This is a genomic window from Pseudomonas sp. TSRC2-2 (genome assembly GCF_049897785.1).
GTDB lineage: Bacteria > Pseudomonadota > Gammaproteobacteria > Pseudomonadales > Pseudomonadaceae > Aquipseudomonas.
On the sequence record NZ_JAFCWZ010000004.1, the window covers coordinates 96,430 to 118,237 of the forward strand.

Consider the following 21,808-nt stretch of genomic DNA (forward strand, 5'->3'; position numbering starts at 1 on the left):
ATCACTCATCCACTCACGGTCGCCATGATGGGCCGGGCTGCGGTGAAGAAGGAGCGGGTTGTGCCGCGCCTTCAACCACCGGCGCCAGACTCTGCATTTGCGCGCGAGACAGCTCTTTCAACTTCTCAACGCGCGCTTCCGCCAGTTCGATCTCCAGGGCTGCCATCGCCTCCAGGTAGCTATTACGAGTCAGCTCGTTGGCGTCCTTGTCCGGATGAGCGTCCTCAACCTCCTCCAGACGCCGGCTCGCGTTGCTTTCAAGTGTTTCGAACACCTCAGGATTGCGCTCGCGCAAATAGCGAATCCAGTAATCGCGACCGATCAGATCCTCCAGAAACCTGTCCGATGCTTCATTGGCGAGAACGGCTGCTTGCGCGTCGAGCAATCGCTGCCCGCGAATCGGTGTGGCGTATAGCATGTGCTCGGGTTGTGCTGGCAGTTCCAGGCCATCCGGCCAGCCGCGAGTCATGCCGATGCGGTATTGCAGGCGGACTTCGGCGCGGTCCTTGTTTTTGGCCGCGGCTTCGGCCAGCCGGTCCACCCTTTCCAGGCGAAACAGGCGGCGGGTCAGATCGAGCAAGGCTCTGCCGCGCTGCTCTGGGCGATGCCGCGGAACGTCGCGCAGGGCGTTGTATTCATAGACACGGGTTTCCAGTTCGCTGAACGACAGAATCCGGCCATCGCCGCAGGTGCCGTGCGTCTCGGCGTTGAGAAACAACAGCTCGCGCAGCTCGGTATTTTCCGTGGCAGCCTCGATGACCAGCCACACCCGGTGAGTCAGATCGGCGCCGGACAGCTTGTATTCGAGGGTGTCGGGCAAGGTCGAGAGCAAATGAAAGAACGACTCATGGTTGGCCTGTCGGGCCAATTGCAGCCATAGCGCTTGCCGCGCGGCCCGCACATCGGCACGCGTATGGGTCATCCAGGTTTCCATCGCCGGCGGTGCCACATCCTGCGCCGAATTGGCAATGTCCTCAGCGGCCTCGACAACGGCATGCGTATCAACGCGTCTGGCATTGCCGCCGCCACTCGGATCGTCACCGTCGTCGCTAGTGAAATCCGAACTCGAATCCGTTCCGGAGCTGGAATCGCTATCAGACTCAAGGACGCGTTCCTCAATTTCACGCTGCAGAGACGTTGGCGAGTATCCCATCAGATCACCGTCTCCATGCGCGACGCTGTAATCCCTGAGTTGCTCCAGCGCGTTGAGTGTCAGCGAATTCTCCGACAAATCAGTACCCGCCACGAGCCCCTCATGGTTGCCGCCCAACAGCCGGTCCGGGAAGATCCTGATGTTGTTGCCAGACAGCTCCAGCGTTTGCAGATGCGCCAGTTCAAGCACGCCGCCCGGCCAGAAATCCAGACCGTTGTGGCTGAGGTTGAGGGTCTCCAGACGGCTGAAGCTTGCGGTGCTGAATTCTTCCAGCTGATTGTGGCTGAGGTCGAGCCAGCGCAGCGGCGCTCCGCCCGCGTGCTGATACACCGTCTGCGCCGCGGCCAGGCGATTACCGCTCAATTCCAGCCGCTCCAGACGGTTCAGCCGACCGACAGCGTCCGGTAGCCGATCCAGTGCATTGCCGTTGAGTCTCAGGGTGGTCAGCTCAGGGAACGCCGGGCAAAAGCGGTTGAAACCTTCAACGGTAAACTTGACCCCTGTCAGGTCCAGTGTTCGTACATGGGAAAACACGGTAGACAACGCAGGCAAATCCCCGATGAGTCCCGCTGAAAGGCTCAGCGTCTGTCCGGCCGACCCGGTAAGAGCGGTAACCCCGTCGCGCCAGCAAGTGCGGATCCTCGTCGCGTCGAACAGTCTCGTGGACGACGACACACCTTCACCAGGCCCCGGCGCCGGATTGAAAATCCAGCCGTTCAACTCACGCGTCAGCGTCTCGTTAGTCGCTCGCCACTGGTTCAGCCTGTCCGCCATTTGCTCGGGAAGCAGCCCTTCGCTGCGTAAGCGCGCAACGCTGGCTTGCGCTTGGTCAAGCGTCAGCGAAGGAAATATCTCCAGCACACTGGCGCTCATGTCAGAGGCACCGCTGATTTCGGAGACCGGCCGGAGTGGTAACAGCTGACCGGCGCGATTCAGCGCGCTTTCGGGCAGGGTCGCGCTTGAAATGCCCGGCAGTGACGCCGACTGCGCATCGAACTGTTGCAAAGCGCCCTCGGGCAAACCGATGGACATTTCAATCCGGCGCTGCGCGGCTTGAAGGTCTGCCTCGCCTGCGACGCTGAAGCGGTTGTTGAGCAAGCGGGTCTTGAGCAGCACCGTGTCGTTGGCAAGGACATCTTCGGGAAGCGACCCGATGGTGTTATGACGCAAATCCAGCACTTGTAAACGCGGCAGGCTTTGCGCGCCTGTCGGCCATTGGTTCAGTCCATTTGAACTGAGGTTCAGCGTCTTGAGCCCTGTCAGGCGAGAAACGTCGAGTGTGTCCAGCCGATTGAGCCGGGCATTGAGGTGCTCCAGTTTATTCAGCGCATCGAATTGGGCCTGAACGTCAGGGGTAACGGCGATACGGTTGAGCGACAAGTCCAGCTGCGTCAGTCGGGTCACATCGGCTGACCGGACCGGCACTTCTGTCAACCCGCAGGCGGTGACTTCCAGGCTTGTAGCGCCACTGAATGCCTGGAGGAAACCGCGAATCTGTTCGATCGGCACATTCAGCCGATCCAGCCGAACGCTTGACACGTGAGCAAACGTACCGGCTGGCAATTGCGGCAGTTCACTGACTGACGCCTCGCCCACTACCCATGCATTGTCAACCAGCTCAAACACACCGGCATCGCCGATATCCGCGCCGGCTGTCCAGTCCGTGGCATTGAAGGGACGCACGTCGTCGTTCAGGCGATAACGCCTGCGTATGGCTGCGCGCCAGTTCTGTTCAAGTGCACGCACCACCCGGGCATTGGCCGGCGTTTGCCAGCGCGCTGCCGGCATCGCTGTACGTAATTCTCCTGATGCAGTGGCCTCGTAGAACTGGCGGAAAATTGCGTTGTGCTCCACCCGCAGAATCTCCACAGCCTTGAGTCGGGTTTGCGGGGTGTTCCATAGGCTCATGATGCGCTCAGGCAACGGGTTGATACGGCCCGCCTCGCCCGTGAGGAACTGCAGCTCTCCGGCGCAGTAGCGGCGAACCATCGAGTCCAGATCAACCAGATGTTGCCACTGCCCCAAGTAGTTTTTCACATAGTCGTAAGCAGGCTTGAACGCGTCGTGAGAAAACTTCGACCAGTCCAGCGACAAGCCCGCCCAGAGTTTCTCGTGCCCCACATAAAGCGTCTGTGGCAGCGACGCGATAGACGTCTGCGTCAGATCCAAACGTTCCAGTTCAGGCAGTTGCTCGACATAAGCCGGCCACTGCCTAAGGCCTGGTGCTTCGATCTTGAGTTTTTTCAGGCGTCTGAGGGGAGCCAGATCGAGGCCAGGCGGCATGCCCGCGCCGCTGCGAAGGTCGAGATGAAGCTCCTCAACAGCGGTCAACGTACGCAATCGTGTCGACAGATCTGCAGCCATGACCGTGGCCTGGCTTCTAAACTTGAGCTTCGTCAGCGCGGCCATTCGCGTCACCGTCAACGGTAGGGTCGTCAGTGCCTGCTCATGCGCCATGTAGGTGCCAAACAGGCTGCCCCGCTCCCCCAGCGACAGCTTTTGCACATTGGCAAACCGCGCCAGGAATGCGTCTGCATTGGCGTCGGTCAAACCGTTGCCGCCAATCGACAGCTCACGTACATGAGCAAAGTCGGCGGTCAGCACCGGCAGAGGGTCGTAGGTGAGAATCGAAAGTTGATCAGCACCCGCGACGCCGGTGGACAACGCGTTGCGCCAAGAGGTTTTCAACGCTTGCGCGGCGCGAAACTTGTGATCTGTACCGGAACGTTCCCAAGGTGCCAGCGTCGATGTCCCTGCCCATTCATCCAGCGTCGCGTTCAGTTGCTCCCACTCACGCCGACGGGATTGCAACAGTTCGAAGATAGCGCTGTCGTCTCTTCCGGCCCGATATTGTTCGAGAATGAAGCCTTGAACCTGTTCGTCGGTCAGTTGCGGATAGACGTCGCGCACATGTTCGATCAGGTGCGTTTGCCATTCCGCGCCGCGTCCGCTGGCGGGGTAACCGATCTGCGTAGCGCTCACCCGCACGGGCGGCTTGATCCACCTGACCTGGGGTGCCAGCAGCGCTGATGCCTCAGCTTGATGCTGATCGGCGTAATCAATGATCCTGGTTTGCAGCTCGGCAGACTGTCCGACCTCAGGCACACCGAGGCTGCGTCGCGCTTCGTCAGGTAAGGCGTGCATGATCGATGCGTAAAAATTGTCGCCGTTGCGAGGCAGGCTGTTGAGTGCCTCACCGCGTTCGTTGAACGCCTGGAACTGGACGCCTTTCTTGATCAGGTATTTTTTCTCAACGCCTGTTTCACTGCCGATGCTGTCAAGCAACGTGCCAGCGTCATGGCCCTCACGAACTTCAATTCGAACGTTGTTCGCCCAACCCGGCAATTGTTCCAGCGTGTGCAACGCCAGGCGTCGGCTGTCCGCGGAAGCGATGTTTTCGCTGCGCAGACCGGCATACGCCGCCACTTGTCGGCTTTGGCGCGCATACCAGCGCGCTTCTTCCAGCAAGCGCAGTGGCACTCGCTGGCCCGAGCCGAGTTGCTCCAGCTCTTCGGGGCGCCCGTGTGCCAGCACCGTTTGTGCCGCCGGTTCGCTGAGTCCAGGACAGGCCTTCTGCAAGCGCGCAACCTGTGGATCGACAGGGTCTGTCCCCAGAGAGAGGCTGTCGTAGATCGCCGGCTGACGGCTGTTGGCGTAGTCGGCGATCTGCTTGCCGAATTCTGCCGGCCGGGCATCGCGCACGCGTGCACCTTGTTCTCCCAGCAGCCGGGTGACTTCGGACTCGTCCAGAGCCGCAAGGATATTTGCTGGCAGGTCACCGCTGAGGACATCGGCCCGCGATATCTGAATCGGCGCCTTGACACCAACGTCGCGGAATCGCCGCTCTGAACCGTACCTGACGGACTTGCCGGACACTGGCTCGCCGTCAAAAACTTCCAGCACCCGGTTTGCCGGCCAGCGTGGCATTTCGGTGATCAGCGGCAACGCGTAGAGATACAGTTCGTCGATCGGTTTCGTCCCGCGCAACTGCTCAACAACCCGTGCCGCACTGCTATCGGCCTGCATCACGCGCATGGCCTGGGTCAGCTGCGGTGGTGGCAACGCATGATCAATGTGCATCTTGCGCAGTGCGCCCTCACTGACACCACTGATATCGGCAGCCTTGATCAGTTGTGCATCGGATAAGGCTTCGGTTGCATGGCCGATCCGCCGCAGCAGGGTCAGACGATCCCAGCTCTGTACACGCTCCAGCGTATGCCGCCAGGCGCCGCGGCCATTGCTGTCGAGTATCGGCTGCCAGGCGTTGGTATCGCTCGGATGCCTGATGCGCCATTTGCCGATCGAGTCATCGAAAAACTGCTCATAGACCTTGCCGCCCTGGCGAATGTAGGTTTTTCCTTCAAACACATGCTGCCCGGCATCATTCGGGCCGGGACTGTCGGGCAGCGCAACAGCGGACTCGTAAGCTTGCAGGTCTGATCTCCACAGGCGGGTTTCGCCGTTGGGCAACTTCACTGGCTGTAGCTGCTCGATCACCGGCACAGCTTTGGCGCTGGAGATTTTCCGCACCCCTGCCCCTACCCCTGCCATCAGCGCAATCTGCGCCAGATTCTCCGCCACATCGATCAGATGATCCTTGGCGGCACGACGATCGCCCTCACCCCATTCAATCGCACCTTCAAGGGTTTCATAGAGCAGTTGCCCGGCCATTACCACCATCATCACTTCGCCCAGCACCGGTACGAACATCGACACCACGTTCAGTCCGAGCAGGCCGATCTGCATCAGGTGCGCCAGTTTGGCCTCGCGCGCCTTGACGTCGACATCGTCGGTGGGCACGGCATGGCTCCGCGCGTCGGCCAATACCTTGGCCCGGCTCTCGTCGTAGAGGTACTGCCACAGATCCTGGTTTCTTTCCCACAGCCCGCGCTGCCTTTGCAGGAGCGCGCCGGGAGCGATATATGGATCAGGTTCAGGCTCCAGTTTTGCGGCAGGCGGCGGGGGCAACTGCTTGATTCGAGTAATAGGCGCACCAGGACCAAACGAGGTGACGATGCGCCACGGGGAGCGCCAGAAGTCGTTTGGCGAATCCGCTGCCTTACGGGTGAACTGACTGAAATAGTCGCCTCGTTGGTCGTACGGCAAAAACTGACTGAGGAAGCGCTGATAGGCGGTCGGATCCGCGCCCGACGCCGAGGGCGTGTTTCGAGCCGTGAGCAGCCGCTTGAACTCTTCTTTCTCGTCATTGCCGCGATAGCATTTGAACGGGTGCTCGGGATCGTGAGGAATGTAAACAAGCCATTCATTGCTGTAGCGGTACTTCTCGCTGATGACGAAGACCACACAGCCAGTCATTCTTTTTTTCATCAGACTGAAGTCGCGAAACCACACAGGCTTGTTGCCGACCGAGGGGTTGAGCTCGCCCTCGATCACCGAAACGATCATCGCGTAGTGCGCAGCTTCGATGTCCTTCGTCAGTAAAGCCTGCTCGGCAGCAGCGCGCATTGTCGCTTTCTGGCTGGCAATGAAACGCTCGCGCAGCACCGCCTCGGTCACTGCATCCGCAGGATGAAAGAATGCCTGCAACCAGGTCTGATATTGCTTGCCAATGTCCAGACGGCGACACAATCCGAGGAATTGACTGACCGAGATCGCAATGCTCACGGCCTCATAATTCCCGGTTTCAGTCGTTGCCACCATAAATCCGGAGGTTGCATGGTAAGCGCCCTCACCACACTCCCAGGCTTCGAAGTTATGCAGCGCGGCCTCCAGCAATGACAGTTTGAGCACTTCAAAGGAGCCCACCTCTATTGCCAGAACACTGACCTCCAGCGGCCGACGCAGGCACAGCAAAGTCTTGTCTACGTCCACTTGCAGCCGATACTCGTCCGCGAGGGCCTTGATCAGCAAAGGCCTGGCAAACGCTTCGACCTGCTGGAACGTCGCCATGCTTTTATCGAGGCTGTTCTGCGCATCGACACTGGCCTTGAAGCGGTCGCTTAACGTCTGGCGCTGAGTCGGCGTCGCGTTCAGAAACCAGGGTGGCAGCGCGGTTGTGACGCCCTTGAACGCCTCGCGCCTTTGCGCTGAAGCATTGGTCAACCAGGCAGGGATCGATTTCGTCAGGAACTGGCCGTGCAGGCTTTGCGTCGCTTTCGGTTTTGCAGGCTGCGCGAGCGAAGCAGGTGGCTTCGCTCGCGCAGTGGATGACGTCGGGTTCATGATTGCTCCTTATGGGGAAACAATCAGCAGACCACGTCGGACCATCGCGTCTGCGGTACCCGGATATTGCACAGCCGGCGATGAGTAACCGGATACGTCACAAGCCCCGGCAGGTGACTGCCCCAATGCGCCTTTTACGGTCGCGATGACGGCCCCGGCGTCGGTGATAGACGACCGGGCAGCTCGGACTCACCGGCATGACTCTGCAGGTCAATGATCTCCCGTCGCGTCAGCGCGATGCGTTTTTGCCGGCGCCGCTCCTCCATGGTCCTGCCCAGATCACTGAGTTGCTGATCGTACTGTTGCGCATCGATTTCACCCCGCGCGAGCCGATCATCCAGCACGGTCCAGAGCTGCTCACGCTGCGCGTCGATTTCATCGTCGATTGTGCGCATCTCTTGCGGGTAGCGCTCTTGCAGATAAGCGCTCCAGTAGTCGCGTTCGATCATGCTTGCCGGCAGCGCGTCCGTCTGCTCCGCTTCCAGGATTGAAGCCCGGATCTGCATCAGCCGCTCATCGCTCAAGGGCGCGTCGTAAAGCATGTAGGCCGGTTGCCCGGGCAATTCAATACCGTCTCCCCAGCCACGGGTCAGACGGATGCGGTATTTCAGGCGTACCTCGGCGCGGTCCAGGCCTTGCGCCGCAGCCTCGGCGAGCACTTCTACCCGATCCAGACGAAACAACTGCCGGGAAAGGCGCACCAGTGCCCGGCCCCGCAGCGCGACTCGGTTCAAGGGAATGTCGTGCAAGGTGCGATAAACCGCAACGCGTACCTGCAGATCACTGAATGTCAAAATTCGCCCATCGACACAGGTGCCATGGGTTTCAGCACCTTTGAACAACAACTGTCGCAACTCGGTATTTTCCGTGGCGGCCTGTACGACGTCCCACATTCTTCGGCTGAGATCTGCCGGTACCAAGCGGAAATCCTCGGTGTCGCGCAATAGCCGCAACAACTGGAAAAACCGCTCATGATTCGGTTCGCGAGCCAACTGTGCCCAGGCAGTGCGTCTTTGTCCCACCACCTCCGGGCTGCTGTGTCGCAGCCAGGGATCCAGCGACGTGGGCGCTACGTCGATGGCCGGGTCAAAAACGACCTCCACCGGTTCTATGACTGCATGAGGGTCATGAGCGACAGCACTCGTTTCATTGCCGGTGGGCTCGGCGTCAGTGACAGGGTCAGGCAGGACGCGCGCATCGATCATACTGTTGATGCTTCTCGATGAAACTCCCAGCGCATGGGTTGATGCGTGCTCGCGGGCGTAGCGGCGCAGCTCCTGCAATGCAGCCAGCGACAAGCGCTGGTTCTCGGACAGGTCAATGCCATCGATCAGCGGCGCGTGCGTGCCATTGAACAGATCAACGGGGATGTCGGCGATCTCGTTACCGCTCAGGTTCAGGTCGCGCAACCGAGGTGCCTGCAACACACCAACCGGCCATTCGCTCAGGCGGTTGTAACGCAGATCGAGGGTTTCGATGACGCCAAAGTCGGGCGGGTTGAACATACGCACGTCGTTGTATCCGATGTCCAGATGGCGAAGTTGCGCACGCAGAACCAACGGATAAAGGCTCGTCGCGCTCTGCAGGTCGCAATACTGCATGTGCAGACGTTGCAGATGACGCATCCGCAGCACCGGGCCGGGCAAAGCCGTCAGTTCGTTGCCACTGATATACAAGGTATCGAGCGAGGGAAAGGCAGCCAGAAAACCGTCGCAACCCTGCACGGTCATGCCCACCCCGCTGAGATCCAGCGTCGTCACCGCTGGAAGTTGCACAGACAGCGCCGGCAAATCACCTGTCTGCAACCCCTCGAATTCCAGCTCAAGCCCCGGTCTGCCAGGGGTTTCGATGAGTCCGTCGAGCCACGCTTCACGGATTCTTCGCGCCGCAAACGAACGGTTTTGCGCGTTGATCTGCAATCTCTGCGTGCGTACCTCGCGGATGTACAGCCAGTCATTCAACTGGCGGTTCAAGTCCTCACAGGACCGATGCCAGACGCTGATTTGCGCTTCGATTCGCCCATCACTCCATCCCGTCGCCCGCCAGTTGTCCAGTAAAGGCTCAGCGCTTGCCCGCGGCATGATCGCGCTCAGACGTTGCACATGCGCCGACGCCACAGCGTCTGCGGGCAACACGGTTACCGGCTCTGGAAGCGGCAACAGCAAATCAAGGAATGAGCAACCGGTTTCCGAGGGAGGAAATGGTTCCGGCACCGGTTGCGCCGCGAAGCGCAGCAGCGTGCCCTGCTGCAAGCCCCTTTGCTTCTCGACGCCATGCAACGCTGCGTGGAAGGCCGCTTCACCATCAAGGTCGAAAAGATTACCGGTCAGATTGGTTCTCATCAGCATGTCGGGGTGAGACAGCACTGACGGCGGTAATGACGCGATACGATTGTCGCGCAAATCGAGCCAGGTCAATCGCCGCAGGTGTTCGGCGCCGCCGGGCCATGTTTGCATAGAGGTTGAGCGCAGGTTCAAGGCGCGCAAACGACGCAAAGCGCCGACATCGACGTTATCGAGCGGGTTATGACTCAGATCCAACCGTTGCAGACGCTGCAATCCGTTGATATGCCGCTGCACGAGCGGCGTTACCGCGACCCTGTTGTCTGACATGTCCAGATGGGTCAATGCTGGCAACTCGTGCGCGGTAAAAGGCAGTTCGGTAAAGGTCGCCTGCGTGATTGCAAGGCTTTCAAGCTGACTGAACGCACGCAGAAAGCTGCGGGCCTGTTCAAGAGGCACATCCAGCCTTGCCAGGCGCAAGGTGCGCACATGCGCAAAACTGCCGGCCGGCAGCGACGGCAGCTCGGTGAGCCGTTCGGCTTGCGCTGGCAGGGAAAGCGGTGTTCGCGCAACGGGCAACTCAAACGTCTCGACGCTGGCCGGCAAGCCATAACGCCGGCGAATCGTGCCATGCCAGCTCGCTCTCAGCGCATTGAGCATGTCGGCGTTGCGCCCTGTCGACCAGCGGCGCCGGAGCGCTGCATAGCGTGTTCCATGGCGCAGGGCGGGTGCGTAGAACTGAGCGAATACGGCTTCATGTTCGGCGCGAAGATCCTCGATAGCCTCGACTCGCGTTTCAGCTGTAGCCCAGGCCCCAAAAAAGGCTTCGGCCAAAGGATCGGCCACACCCGGCCTGATTGCCATGGCATCCAGCTCCGCACGACAGAACTCGCGCACCATCTGATGCACATCGAGCAAATGCCCAAAAGGGCCGGAATAATGACTGACATAATCGTAAGCGCGCCTGAAGGTAGCCGGGGTGACCCGCGACCAATCCAGCGAAAGCCCGGCCCACAGTTGTTCGTGCCCTTGATAAAGCGACTCCGGCAAGGCTTCGACCAGCGTGTTGGTCAGGTTCAGGCGCCCAAGCCGCTCAAGCCGTTCAGCGTAGGCAGGCCATTGCCACAACGCACGCGGCGCGTCTATGCGTAACGTCCGCAATTGCGTCAACGGCGCCAGATCGAGCCCGTGGAGTGTGGTGGCGTCGGTTCCCGAATAGTCGATGTGCAGCGTTTCCAGCGACGTCAGCGCCCTGAGCCTTGGCGCAAGGGTCTGCGCCAGTAAAGGCGCATCGGTGGAGAACCGCAGGCGGGTCAATCGCGGCAATCGTCCGACTGCGGGTGGCAGCGTCGTCAGCGGCACAGCCAAGGATCTGCGCTGATAAACCGGTCCCGGCTCGCCAATCGACAGATCGGTGAGGTTCGGAAAAGCTGCCAGGAAGCCATCAGCATTGGCGTCCGTCACGCCGATTCCCGTCAGCGACAGTTCATGCACATGGGCAAAGCGTGTGTTCAGCACCGGCAGCGAGGTGTCGCAAATCAATGACAGCCGCGCGGCATCGGCAAGCTGTCCGGCCAAGGGTGCGTTGCGCCATGCACTTCGCAATGCCTGAGCCAGTTGGGTTCGGTGCTGTGCAGTCTGGCCATCCGTCGGCCCTGCCAGCCATTGATCAAGGCTGGTGTTGAGAGCGTCCCAATCCTGCTGGCGCGTTCGCAATTCGGCGTGGATCTGCGCGTCGCTACGGCCTCGTTGCTGGGCGAAAAATGCATCGGCCTGCTGCCGTTGGGGATACAACTGCGTGACTCGCCAATCCAGCGACTGATTGAACCCCCTGCCCCGCCCGCTCGCGTAATACCCATGCAACCTCGCAGCGACCCGCACCGGGGGTTTGAACCATGGGGCTTGCGGTTCGAGCACGCGCGCCGCTTCAAGTCGATGAATATGCGCTGACTCGATAATCCTATGCTGCAGTTCACGGCCGCTGCTGCCCTCATCCAGCCCCAGCGTCGCACGCAGGTCATCGGGCAAGGCGTACACGAGCGAGCTGTAAAAGCTCTCCTCGACTCTGGACACTCTGTTAAGCGCGAGCCCGCGCTGATCGAATGCCTGATAAAAAGGCCCGTTCTTCACCAGATAGCGTTTAACCGGGGCCGCCGGTTCGCCGATGCTGTCCAGCAAGGCGCCGGTGATGCTGCCTTCGCGAATCTGCAGATGCAGCGTCGAGGTCCATTCCGGCAATTGTTCGAGTGCAAACAGTGCCAGCCGCCGACTCGCTGCCGAGGCGAGATTCTCACTGTGCAATCCGGCAAAGGCGCGGAGCTGGCGCCCTTGGCGAGCATGCCAGCGGGCCTCTTCGAGCAGCTTGAGAGGCGAACGTCCGGTTGCGTCCATTTGGCTCAGTTGCGCCAGCGTTGCATGATCAAGCACGTCCTGCGCCGCTGCCTGACCGAGACCGGGACATTCTCGGTGCAGGATGCGTGCACGCCAGATCATCGGTTGGGTGCCCGTGTATAGGCTGTCGAAAATCGCTGCCTGACGCGTGTACGCATACTCGGCTAGCCGCAGCATGAACTCGTCAGGCCTTGCGGGCCGAAACTGTGCGCCTTTGCTGCCCAATAGATGAATGATTTCATCTTCCTCCAGCGCTGCCAGTATTCGTGCAGGCATCTCCCCGTTCATGACGTGTGCCCGATTGAGACGTATCGAGGGTTTTTGGTGAATTCCCGCCCCCGGGTTTTGCGCACCATAGCGGATCGACTTTGCCGCCCTCTCCGACCCGGTAACGATCTCCAGCACCCGACCGGCTGGCCAACGCGGCATTTCGGGGATCAATGGCAACGCGTACAGAAACCGCTCATCGATCGTTCTCGCGCCGCGTAATTGCTCGATCATCTGCCGCGCACCGGCATCCGCCTCGAACAAACTCATGGCGTCGCGCAATTCCGGTGGCGGCGGCAGGTGGTCCATGTGCATCTTGCGCAACGTGTTGTCACTGACACCGCTGATATCGGCCAGCATCAGCAGGGAGTCATCGGAAAAACCGTCGGTTACCGGCCCCATGCGTCGCAGCAGGTCCAGACGCTCCCAGGTCATGGGTTGTTCCAGTGCCAGGCGCCAGGCTCCGTGGCCGTTATGCACAAGGACGGGCCGGTAGGCATCGGGATCGGTGGGATGTTTGAGCAGCCATTGTGCAGTCGCCTCATCCTGAACCTGCTCGTAGATCTTGCCGCCCTGGCGGATAAACGTTCTGCCGTCGAACGAATACTGCGCCAACGCATTGGGCTCGGATAAGGCGCCCAACGTGACGTCCTGTTCGTAACCGCTGAAGTCGGGTTTCCACAGGCGGGTTTTTCCGTTGGCCAGCGTCACCGGGTGCAGGCTCTCGATGAGCGGCTCAGGCTTGACCGCCATCAACCGGTTGAAACCCGCACCCGCAGCGGCCATCGCGCCCATCAGCGCAAGGTTTTCGGCGACATCGACCAAATGGGCCTTGGCCGCATGCTTGTCGCCTTCGCTCCACTCGACGACGCCTGCAATGGTTTCAAGCAACAATTGGCCAGCCATGACCGCCATCATGGCTTCGCCCAGAACGGGGACGAACATTGCTACGACGTTGACCGCCAGCAGGCCAAATTGCAGCAGCACAGCAAGTTTGGCGTCGCGTGCCTTGGCATCGACGTCCTCGGTTGGCACCGCGTGGCTACGGGCATCACCAAACACCTTGTCGCGGTGCTTTTCGTAGAGGTACGTCCAGAGGTCATTGTTTCTGCCCTTGATGTAAGCCTCCAGGTCCGGCATCGGTGAGGCCGCCACAAATGGGTCGGTATCCGGAATCATCACCGATACCTCGGGAGGCGTCTCCCATGTGCCGAGACCCGTCATGATTTGCGCGGTCGTGAGCGATGCCGACCGCAGCCAATCGGAGGCGGGATGGGCGGGCTTGACGAACTGGCTGAAATATTCGGCGCGCCGTTTATAAGGAAGAAACTGGCTGAAAAACTGTTGGTAGGCGGTCGGCGCGGTGCTCTGCAGCTGCTGTGGATCACGGGCAGACAACAGGCGTTTCAAGGTGTCCTGCATCTGCGTGCCGGTATAGCGCTTGAGCGGATGCGCGGGGTCGTTGGGCACATACAGAATCACCTCATCAAACGATGGGAACCTGTCATATATTACAAAGACAATGCAGCCGACCAGCCTGTAGTTCATCAGACTCAAGTCCTGGAACGAGACTATCTTGTTGTCCAGTCTGGGGGCTTTATTGCCTTGGAGTACCGAAAGAATCATCGCGTGATCCTGACGGCGGATGGCCTTTGTCAACAACGCTTGTTCGGCCGCCGCATGCAGAGCGGTCTTCTGAGCGAGAATGAAATGCCGGCGCAGCTTTGCTTCTGCCTTGGGGTCGGCGGGATGGAAAAAAGAACGCAGGTACGCTTGATATTTAGCCCCAATGTCGAGTTCCCGACACAGGCTGAGAAAGTTCCTCACCGATACATTGACCGGTACTGCTTTGTAGTGACCGGGTGTGCCGTTCTGCACTGCGAAGGTTGAGCTTTTGTGAAAGGCGCCGTACTTGCATTCCTCACTTTCAAAGTTGTGCAGCGCCGCCTGCAGCAGGGGCAATGTCAGGACCTCGAACGTGCCGACTTCCACGCGAGCGATAGTCACAAGAACGGGTCGCTTCAAACACAACAGCGTCTTGTCGACATCCACTTGCACCTGAAAGCGGCTTTTCAACGCCTCCAGCAGCAAAGGCCTGGCAAACGCGTCGATATCCTTGAACGATGACATCGTCTTATCCAGTTGCACCTGCGCCTGGAAGCTGTCGTTAAAGCGTTTGTGCAATACGTCGCGTTGCGTGGGTGACGCCTTTGCATACCAGTCAGGGATTGAGCTGTTGGCCTGTTTGACCTCAGCTTTTCTGCGCGCAGGCGCATCGATCAGCCATTGCGGCAACGCGGCTTCGAGCAGCGGCGCATGCACGCTCTCCGTTGCCACAGGTGTGACCATGGCTTGCGCGGTTTGGGATAGGGGGGAATCGGGGGACATACAACGCTCCTGTAAATGAAGCGGCAGCACATCACCCACACCGATCTGGCCGGTGGTACATGGTTATCGGATGGCGAGCGAGTTGTTACGTCGTGTCTGGAAGCGCTTACGAGCGGTTATTTGACTATGCTGATCAGGAACGACTTCGGGGAGAGGGATAGATGGACGATCCAAGCGGCAACAAACCACCGACTCTGTGGCAGATGTTGCACAGCGTAATGGCAGCTGCGTTCGGGGTGCAGAGCGGCAAGAACCGCGAAAGGGATTTCACCCATGGCAAGCCCAGCCATTTCGTCATTCTGGGGATTTTGTTCACCGCCCTGTTCGGCTTGACCCTGTTTGGCATCGTCAAACTGGTGTTGCATCTGGCCGGGGTTTGAGGGCTAAACGAAAAAAATCCGGGCCATGGCAGAGCGATCACGCCTTGTCACCGGCGAACTACCGACTGGAGGCATGCGGTCAGGCCCGGAGTTTTCACTTACTGATGACTGACCCAGAATACCGCTGTCCCTACCACGAGAATGATCAGGAACAGGATGGCCCACGCATCGACACTGCTGTCGCTCTTTCTTGCCTTGGTCGGGTTGCTCATTGCATCGCCTCTTGTCGGTTTTGTCGGTGATTGCAGAAAGACTCGACCACAGTTAAGACGAAGATTGTCCGCACGACAAATGTGGAATAGTTGATAGCGATTATCGTTAGGCGATTTGGTTCTTTACATATACTCAAACATCACTTTTGCGCATAACTGCAAACGGGTATATTGCCCCGGCTCCTTCAGGAGTGCGCGGCCGTGCGCGCAGAATTGCAGAGGCAACATCGGACTCCAGCAAGCGAAAACGCAGCGTTTTCCGAGTAGCCCAAGCCTGAGAACAGGACTTATATGTACGTATACGACGAGTACGATCAGCGGATCATCGAGGACCGCGTCAAGCAGTTCCGTGATCAGACCCGACGCTATCTGGCAGGTGAGCTGAGCGAAGAAGAATTCCGCCCGCTGCGCCTGCAAAATGGCCTGTACATTCAGCGTTTCGCGCCGATGTTGCGCGTGGCAGTACCTTACGGCCAGCTGACGTCGCGCCAGGTGCGCATGATGGCCAAAATTGCCCGCGACTACGACAAGGGCTACGCCCACATCAGTACGCGGCAGAACGTGCAATTCAACTGGCCGGCGGTGGAAGACATCCCGGACATTCTGGCTGAACTGGCCACCGTGCAGATGCACGCCATCCAGACCAGCGGCAACTGCCTGCGCAACGTCACCACCGACCAGTTCGCCGGTGTCGCCGCAGATGAAGTGATCGACCCGCGCCCCTGGTGCGAAATCGTCCGTCAGTGGACCACCTTCCACCCGGAATTCGCCTACCTGCCGCGCAAATTCAAGATCGCCGTCAACGGTTCGACCAGCGACCGCGCGGCCATTGAAGTTCACGATATCGGTCTGGAACCTGTTTATAACGCCGCTGGCGAACTAGGCTTCCGTGTGCTGGTTGGCGGTGGCCTTGGTCGTACGCCGGTTGTTGGCGCCTTCATCAACGAGTTCCTGCCGTGGCAGGACCTGTTGAGCTATCTCGACGCCATCCTGCGGGTCTACAACCGCTACGGCCGTCGTGACAACAAATACAAGGCGCGGATCAAGATCCTCGTCAAGGCGCTCACCCCTGAAGTGTTCGCGCAGAAAGTCGATGCGGAAATGGAACACCTGCGCGGTGGCCAGACCACGCTGACCGAAGCTGAACTGCAGCGTGTCGCCAAGCACTTCGTCGATCCGGACTACAAGGCACTGGACAACCAGACCGCACAGCTGGCCGATCTGGACAAAGAGCATCCAGGTTTCGCCCGCTGGCGCAGCCGCAACACCCTGGCGCACAAGAAGCCGGGCTATGTCGCCGTGACCCTGTCGCTGAAGCCGACCGGCGTGGCGCCGGGCGATATTACCGACAAGCAGCTCGACGCCGTCGCCGATCTGGCCGATCGTTACAGCTTCGGTCAATTGCGCACGTCCCACGAGCAGAACATCATTCTTGCCGACGTCGAACAGAGCCAGTTGTTCACCCTGTGGGGCGAGTTGCGCGAGCAAGGTTTTGCCACACCGAACATCGGCCTGCTCACCGACATCATCTGCTGCCCGGGCGGGGACTTCTGCTCGCTGGCCAACGCCAAGTCGATCCCGATCGCCGAATCGATCCAGCGTCGTTTCGACGATCTGGACTATCTGTTCGACATCGGTGAGCTGGACCTGAACATCTCCGGTTGCATGAACGCCTGCGGTCACCACCACGTCGGTCATATCGGCATTCTCGGTGTGGACAAGAAAGGCGAAGAGTTCTATCAGGTTTCCCTCGGTGGCAGCGCCAGCCGTGATGCGAGCCTGGGCAAGATCCTCGGCCCGTCCTTCGCACAGGACGCCATGCCTGACGTGATCTCTAAACTGATCGATGTGTACGTTGAACAGCGCACCGAAGACGAGCGCTTCATCGACACCTATCAGCGTATTGGCATCGACCTCTTCAAGGAACGCGTCTATGCAGCGAATCATTAAGAACAACGAAGTCGTCGACGAGACCTGGCACTTGCTGCCCAAGGACGCGACGTTTGATGGCATTTCCAATTGCGACGACCTGATCGTGCCGCTTTCGCTGTGGCGTGATCATGGTCACGCGCTCAAGGCCCGCGACGGCGGTCTGGGCGTGTGGCTGGACGCTGACGAAGAAGCCGAGGAGATTGGTGAAGACGTCGATTGCTTCCAGGTTATCGCGCTGAACTTCCCGGCGTTCACCGACGGCCGCAACTACTCCAACGCCCGCCTGCTGCGCGATCGTTATGGCTTCAAAGGTGAGCTGCGGGCGATTGGCGATGTTCTGCGTGATCAGCTGTTCTACATGCGTCGCTGCGGTTTCGATGCGTTCGCTGTACGTCCCGACAAAGATCCCTACGAAGCACTGGAAGGCCTCAAGGACTTTTCGGTGACTTATCAGGCCGCTGCTGACGAACCGCTGCCGCTGTTCCGTCGGCGCTAAGCCTGCGCACATTTGCTGCGAACACCAAAACGCCGGTCATTGACCGGCGTTTTTTTTGCCTGCGGTTTTACCAGAAGCGTTGTTGGGTCAGGCGGCTCCACCAGCTCAACAGCACACGATCCACCGAACCGCTTGCGGCCATGCCGATGCGTTCCTGCAGGCTTTTGCGTTCGGCGTAGTGCAGATGGTAGACCTCGGCCTGTTTGGCTTTCTGCGCCAGGTATTCATCGCTGGTCTTCAGTTCATCCACCAGTTGGTTTTCCAGCGCAGCGATACCGAGCCAGATTTCACCGGTGGCCACTTCGTCTATCGCCAGTTGCGGGCGATAACGCGCTACAAAGTTTTTGAACAATTGATGCGTGATGTCGAGGTCTTCCTGAAACTTCTCGCGACCCTTTTCGGTGTTTTCGCCAAACACGGTCAGGGTGCGCTTGTACTCCCCGGCGGTCAGCACTTCGAAGTCGATATCGTGCTTTTTGAGCAGGCGATTGACGTTAGGCAACTGGGCGACTACGCCGATCGAACCCAGAATCGCGAACGGAGCGCTGATGATCTTGTCGCCGATACACGCCATCATGTAGCCGCCACTGGCTGCGACCTTGTCGATGCACACGGTCAGTGGCACGCCGGCGTCGCGGATTCGGGCCAGTTGCGAAGACGCCAGACCGTAGCTGTGCACCATGCCGCCGCCACTTTCCAGACGCAGAACCACTTCATCTTTCGGTGTGGCCAGGGTCAACAGCGCGGTGATCTCATGGCGCAGGCTTTCGGTGGCGGAAGCCTTGATGTCGCCATCGAAATCGAGTACGAACACCCGGGATCTGGTCTCAGGTTTGTTCTTTTGCTTCTTCGCGCTTTTCTCGGTTTTCGCTTCGCCCTTGCGTAATGCCTTGAGCTGATCCTTGTCGAGCAAAGTTTGCTCCAGACGTTCACGCAGGCCTTTATAGAAATCGTTGAGTTTGCTGACCTGCAACTGGCCCGCCGACTTGCGCCGCCCCTTGCTGCGCAATGCGGCGAAACTGGTGAGCACCACCAGAATGGCGATCACCAAGGTGACGGTCTTGGCCAGAAAGCTGGCGTATTCGGTGAAAAAATCCACAGAGACTCCTCAAAGCAGTGCGTGAAGGTGAGACACACGCGGAATGGCTCCAGCATACCCATGCGCCGGCTCGTCGACCAGCCGTGAAACCTCTGGCAACACGCCTGTAACGGGCATTTCAAACAAGCGTATGTTTTTTCATTGACAGCTCTCCGCCATCCTCATAACCTCGCCTGACCTTCAACGTACCGGGACGACGCGGACGTGGGCAGCATCTACTTGATACGACATGGCCAGGCCTCCTTTGGTGCAGACGATTATGACGTCCTGTCACCGACCGGCGTGCGTCAGGCAGAAATCCTCGGCCAGCACCTCGCCGACCTTGGCATCAGTTTTGATCGTTGCATTGCCGGTGACCTGCGCCGTCAACAGCACACCGCCACCAGCGCGCTGGCGCAATTCAGCGACCGAGGCCTGCCGGTTCCAGTCCTCGAAACCGATTCCGCTTTCAATGAATTTGACGCCGACGCGGTGATTCGCGCCCTGCTCCCGGCCATGCTGCCGCAAGAGCCGGAAGCCCTCGACATCCTGCGCAACGCCGCGCAAAACCGCGGTGAGTTCCAACGCATCTTTGCCCTGATCGTCGAGCGCTGGCTCGCCGGCACTCATGACACCCCGGGGCTGGAAAGCTGGCTGGGTTTCGTCGAAAGGGTTCAGGCCGGTTTGCACCGCATTCTCGACCTGGCAGAAAAAAACCAGAAAATCGCCGTGTTCACGTCCGGCGGCACTATCACAGCCCTGCTTCATCTGATTACGCAAATGCCTGCCAGACAGGCTTTTGAATTGAACTGGCAAATCGTCAACACCTCGCTCAACCAACTGAAGTTTCGCGGTCGCGAGGTGGCTCTGGCTTCCTTCAACAGTCACGCACATTTGCAACTGCTGAAGGCCCCGGAACTCATCACTTTTCGCTGAGTCCGGCTTACTGTGACCCTGGCTGTAACCACCCAGCTCCCATGACCAAGAAAGGATCGAACCATGACCTCCGTAGCTGATGCCGTAAAAGCAATGCAAGCCAAGTTCAACCCAGCCGCCGCTGCCGGTCTGGACCTGGTCTTCGGTTTCAACATCACCGACGAAGACAAGCAATACGCACTGATCGTCAAAGACGGCACCTGCGACATCCAGGAAGGTGAAAACCCTGACGCCAACTGCACGCTGGTGCTGGACAGCCAGACCCTGAAAGACATCGTCAGCGGCGAAACCGACGGCATGCAGGCCTTCATGGGCGGCAAGCTGCGCGTTGAAGGCGATATGATGCTGTCGATGAAATTGTCGGAGCTGTTCCCTTCGTAAGAAGCAGCTTGGTAACACCCAAATCCCGCTTATTGGCGGGATTTGTCGTTTCAACCATTGAATTCATGGCAACGTGAGTTAACGCTTGGCTGAAGCGGTCCCATCAAGCTCTTTTCTTACCTGAAGGTATGCCGCCTCTTCATCACTGTTTTCCATCAGATTCGAAGCCATCGAGCGGGGCAAGAGTTTCTTTTCTGTCACGTCCCAATCGATCGTAACGACCACGATCCTGTTTTCAAACCTGATGAAAAGCCAATAGGTATCCACCGGCCTGTCGGGCTCGGCAAATGAACTATAGGCATACCGTATCTGACGATGCAGGTCCGGCGTATTCAGAATGAGGTGTTCGGTGTCCAACTTTGGAAACTGTCGCCCTATAGCGAATAACGCTTCGGTCAAGAGAACATCATTCTCAATATGTCGCAAATCTTCAGGCTTATTGCGCAGCATGGTCACTGGGCTCTGTTCAGACGGAGTACCCATGAGACGAGGGCGATACATACCTGAACTGAACCACCGGGTGGCATCGAAACGGTTTTCTTCCGGACTCCACGGGCCGTAATACATCATTACTTTGGCTGGCATCTGGACTTCCTTGGCGTAAATAAATAGTCCTGCAAAGCTGACGGCAATCAACAGGACACATAAGACGTGACGTCTACCTATAAACTTCGGGACCGTCATAGCGGCTTATAGGCAAGCAGGTGTTTGGGTACGCCGTCCGGTGTATCACCTGATCGAACGTCACGATGTGCGCCTAAGGCATCCAGCGGAAATCCAATCTTCCGTTCATACAATGCTCGGCTGTCATCGTGCGCCAACAAATTGCGCTCTTCCTCAGAGACTGTTGGCGTTGGCGCCTGCGGCGCCTGTTCATCAGGTAGTTGCGCCGTTGGGTCTTTGAGGGTCTTGCGATGTTCGATCAGCTTTCGTTCATAAGCGGTTTTTCGACTCAAATAGTTCCGCATCGCTTGCCCATCAGTTGCGTCTCTTTCACGAATGCCCGGGACAGATCCCCGTTCCGCCGCAGTACCGTAAGTTGTGTCGTAGTTGCTGCGCCTTGGGAATGCCCACACGGTGGTCCGGGTCGCATTAGCAAGAATCTGCGCCAGGCTGCGCTCGTAATGAGGATCTTCTGTTTCATTGACCTTGAAGTCGGCATCGATACCCAAACCTGTGCGACAAGCGTAGGAGTGAATTTTCGCACCATAGGCAAACGCTTCGGGCTTGAACATATTCGCTTGGGCATCACGCAGACGATAGCTATCGTTTTTATCCAGCTCGTAGCCCAACTCGATGCTGCCCACCACTCCGTGGGAAAAAAAATCGAGCTGTTTGATCTCGCGCCCGCGGCGTTGCCGAGCTGCGATGAAATCCACAAGACCGGAGATGGAGTCCATCTCCCGGTACTGTGCTCCGTGCTGATTTTCGACAACGTCCTTCAAAGCCGCCAGCAAGTTCGCGGGATAGTCGTTTTTGAAAATCAGAAATACACGCTGAATCGTGAAGTTTGGAGTGCCGGTTGGATACTTTGTGAGTTGGCGGATACCCTGATTGATAAAGCGCATCTTGTTGCCCTTCTGACCACGAATCTCTTCATAAAGAGACATGTAAGACGCACCCACAACCGTTACGTAATCCTGTGCCAGCGTACCTTTCACTTGAGTCGTTGTATGTTGATCGCTCGTTTGAGCTTGATTCGTTTTGGGGGCTGCCACCTGCCACCTCC

10 protein-coding genes are annotated in these 21,808 nt (G+C 58.8%); 5 read left to right on the forward strand and 5 right to left on the reverse strand.

The features are described from left to right. Window positions 1-13: 13 nt before the first annotated feature. Window positions 14-7,336 (reverse strand): NEL-type E3 ubiquitin ligase domain-containing protein, encoded by a 7,323-nt coding sequence (locus ACP7D9_RS09185; RefSeq protein WP_426156889.1) that lies wholly within the window; start codon window positions 7,334-7,336, stop codon window positions 14-16. Window positions 7,337-7,470: 134 nt separating this feature from the next. Beyond that, on the reverse strand, window positions 7,471-14,664 hold the full coding sequence (locus ACP7D9_RS09190; protein ID WP_426156891.1) for an NEL-type E3 ubiquitin ligase domain-containing protein: 7,194 nt from the start codon (window positions 14,662-14,664) through the stop codon (window positions 7,471-7,473). Between the two features lie 161 nt (window positions 14,665-14,825). Here ACP7D9_RS09190 and ACP7D9_RS09195 point away from each other — a divergent pair, with 161 nt between their 5' ends. The 3 genes from ACP7D9_RS09195 to ACP7D9_RS09205 all read left to right on the forward strand — a co-directional run bounded on the left by ACP7D9_RS09195 (window position 14,826) and on the right by ACP7D9_RS09205 (window position 17,684). Further along, window positions 14,826-15,044, forward strand: coding sequence for a DUF2970 domain-containing protein (locus ACP7D9_RS09195; RefSeq protein ID WP_426156893.1), 219 nt, complete (start codon window positions 14,826-14,828; stop codon window positions 15,042-15,044). Window positions 15,045-15,547: 503 nt separating this feature from the next. Beyond that, window positions 15,548-17,206, forward strand: a complete 1,659-nt coding sequence (locus tag ACP7D9_RS09200; protein WP_397504509.1) for a nitrite/sulfite reductase — start codon at window positions 15,548-15,550, stop codon at window positions 17,204-17,206. Beyond that, window positions 17,190-17,684: a DUF934 domain-containing protein gene (locus ACP7D9_RS09205; protein WP_312998961.1), complete on the forward strand. Its 495-nt coding sequence runs from the start codon at window positions 17,190-17,192 to the stop codon at window positions 17,682-17,684. Before ACP7D9_RS09200 ends, ACP7D9_RS09205 begins: the two co-directional genes overlap by 17 nt. A 67-nt stretch (window positions 17,685-17,751) precedes the next feature. On the opposite strand, the gene sohB is transcribed toward ACP7D9_RS09205, so the two are convergent. Continuing rightward, entirely contained in the window at window positions 17,752-18,783 is a 1,032-nt protein-coding gene (gene sohB / locus ACP7D9_RS09210; RefSeq protein WP_426156896.1) for a protease SohB, read from the reverse strand. A 204-nt stretch (window positions 18,784-18,987) separates the two neighbouring features. On the opposite strand from sohB, the gene ACP7D9_RS09215 reads away from it, so the two are divergent. Together ACP7D9_RS09215 and ACP7D9_RS09220 are read left to right on the forward strand one after the other, a co-directional pair. Next, window positions 18,988-19,698 carry a histidine phosphatase family protein gene (locus ACP7D9_RS09215; protein WP_426156898.1) on the forward strand — a complete coding sequence of 237 codons (711 nt, stop codon included), beginning with the start codon at window positions 18,988-18,990 and terminating at the stop codon, window positions 19,696-19,698. Window positions 19,699-19,761: 63 nt separating this feature from the next. Continuing rightward, on the forward strand, window positions 19,762-20,079 hold the full coding sequence (locus tag ACP7D9_RS09220) for an SCP2 sterol-binding domain-containing protein (RefSeq protein WP_016774477.1): 318 nt from the start codon (window positions 19,762-19,764) through the stop codon (window positions 20,077-20,079). Between the two features lie 78 nt (window positions 20,080-20,157). On the opposite strand, the gene ACP7D9_RS09225 is transcribed toward ACP7D9_RS09220, so the two are convergent. Continuing rightward, complete coding sequence (locus ACP7D9_RS09225) at window positions 20,158-20,664, reverse strand: hypothetical protein (protein ID WP_426156900.1); 507 nt, start codon at window positions 20,662-20,664, stop codon at window positions 20,158-20,160. Between the two features lie 95 nt (window positions 20,665-20,759). After that, window positions 20,760-21,797, reverse strand: coding sequence for a hypothetical protein (locus ACP7D9_RS09230; protein ID WP_312998950.1), 1,038 nt, complete (start codon window positions 21,795-21,797; stop codon window positions 20,760-20,762). Between the last annotated feature and the right edge of the window lie 11 nt (window positions 21,798-21,808).

Coding starts and splice junctions, on each gene's coding strand:
- ACP7D9_RS09185 (WP_426156889.1), bottom strand. CDS start 7,336: ATGAACCCGACGTCATCCACTGCGCGAGCGAAGCCACCTGCTTCGCTC.
- ACP7D9_RS09190 (WP_426156891.1), bottom strand. CDS start 14,664: ATGTCCCCCGATTCCCCCCTATCCCAAACCGCGCAAGCCATGGTCACA.
- ACP7D9_RS09195 (WP_426156893.1), top strand. CDS start 14,826: ATGGACGATCCAAGCGGCAACAAACCACCGACTCTGTGGCAGATGTTG.
- ACP7D9_RS09200 (WP_397504509.1), top strand. CDS start 15,548: ATGTACGTATACGACGAGTACGATCAGCGGATCATCGAGGACCGCGTC.
- ACP7D9_RS09205 (WP_312998961.1), top strand. CDS start 17,190: ATGCAGCGAATCATTAAGAACAACGAAGTCGTCGACGAGACCTGGCAC.
- ACP7D9_RS09220 (WP_016774477.1), top strand. CDS start 19,762: ATGACCTCCGTAGCTGATGCCGTAAAAGCAATGCAAGCCAAGTTCAAC.
- ACP7D9_RS09225 (WP_426156900.1), bottom strand. CDS start 20,664: ATGCCAGCCAAAGTAATGATGTATTACGGCCCGTGGAGTCCGGAAGAA.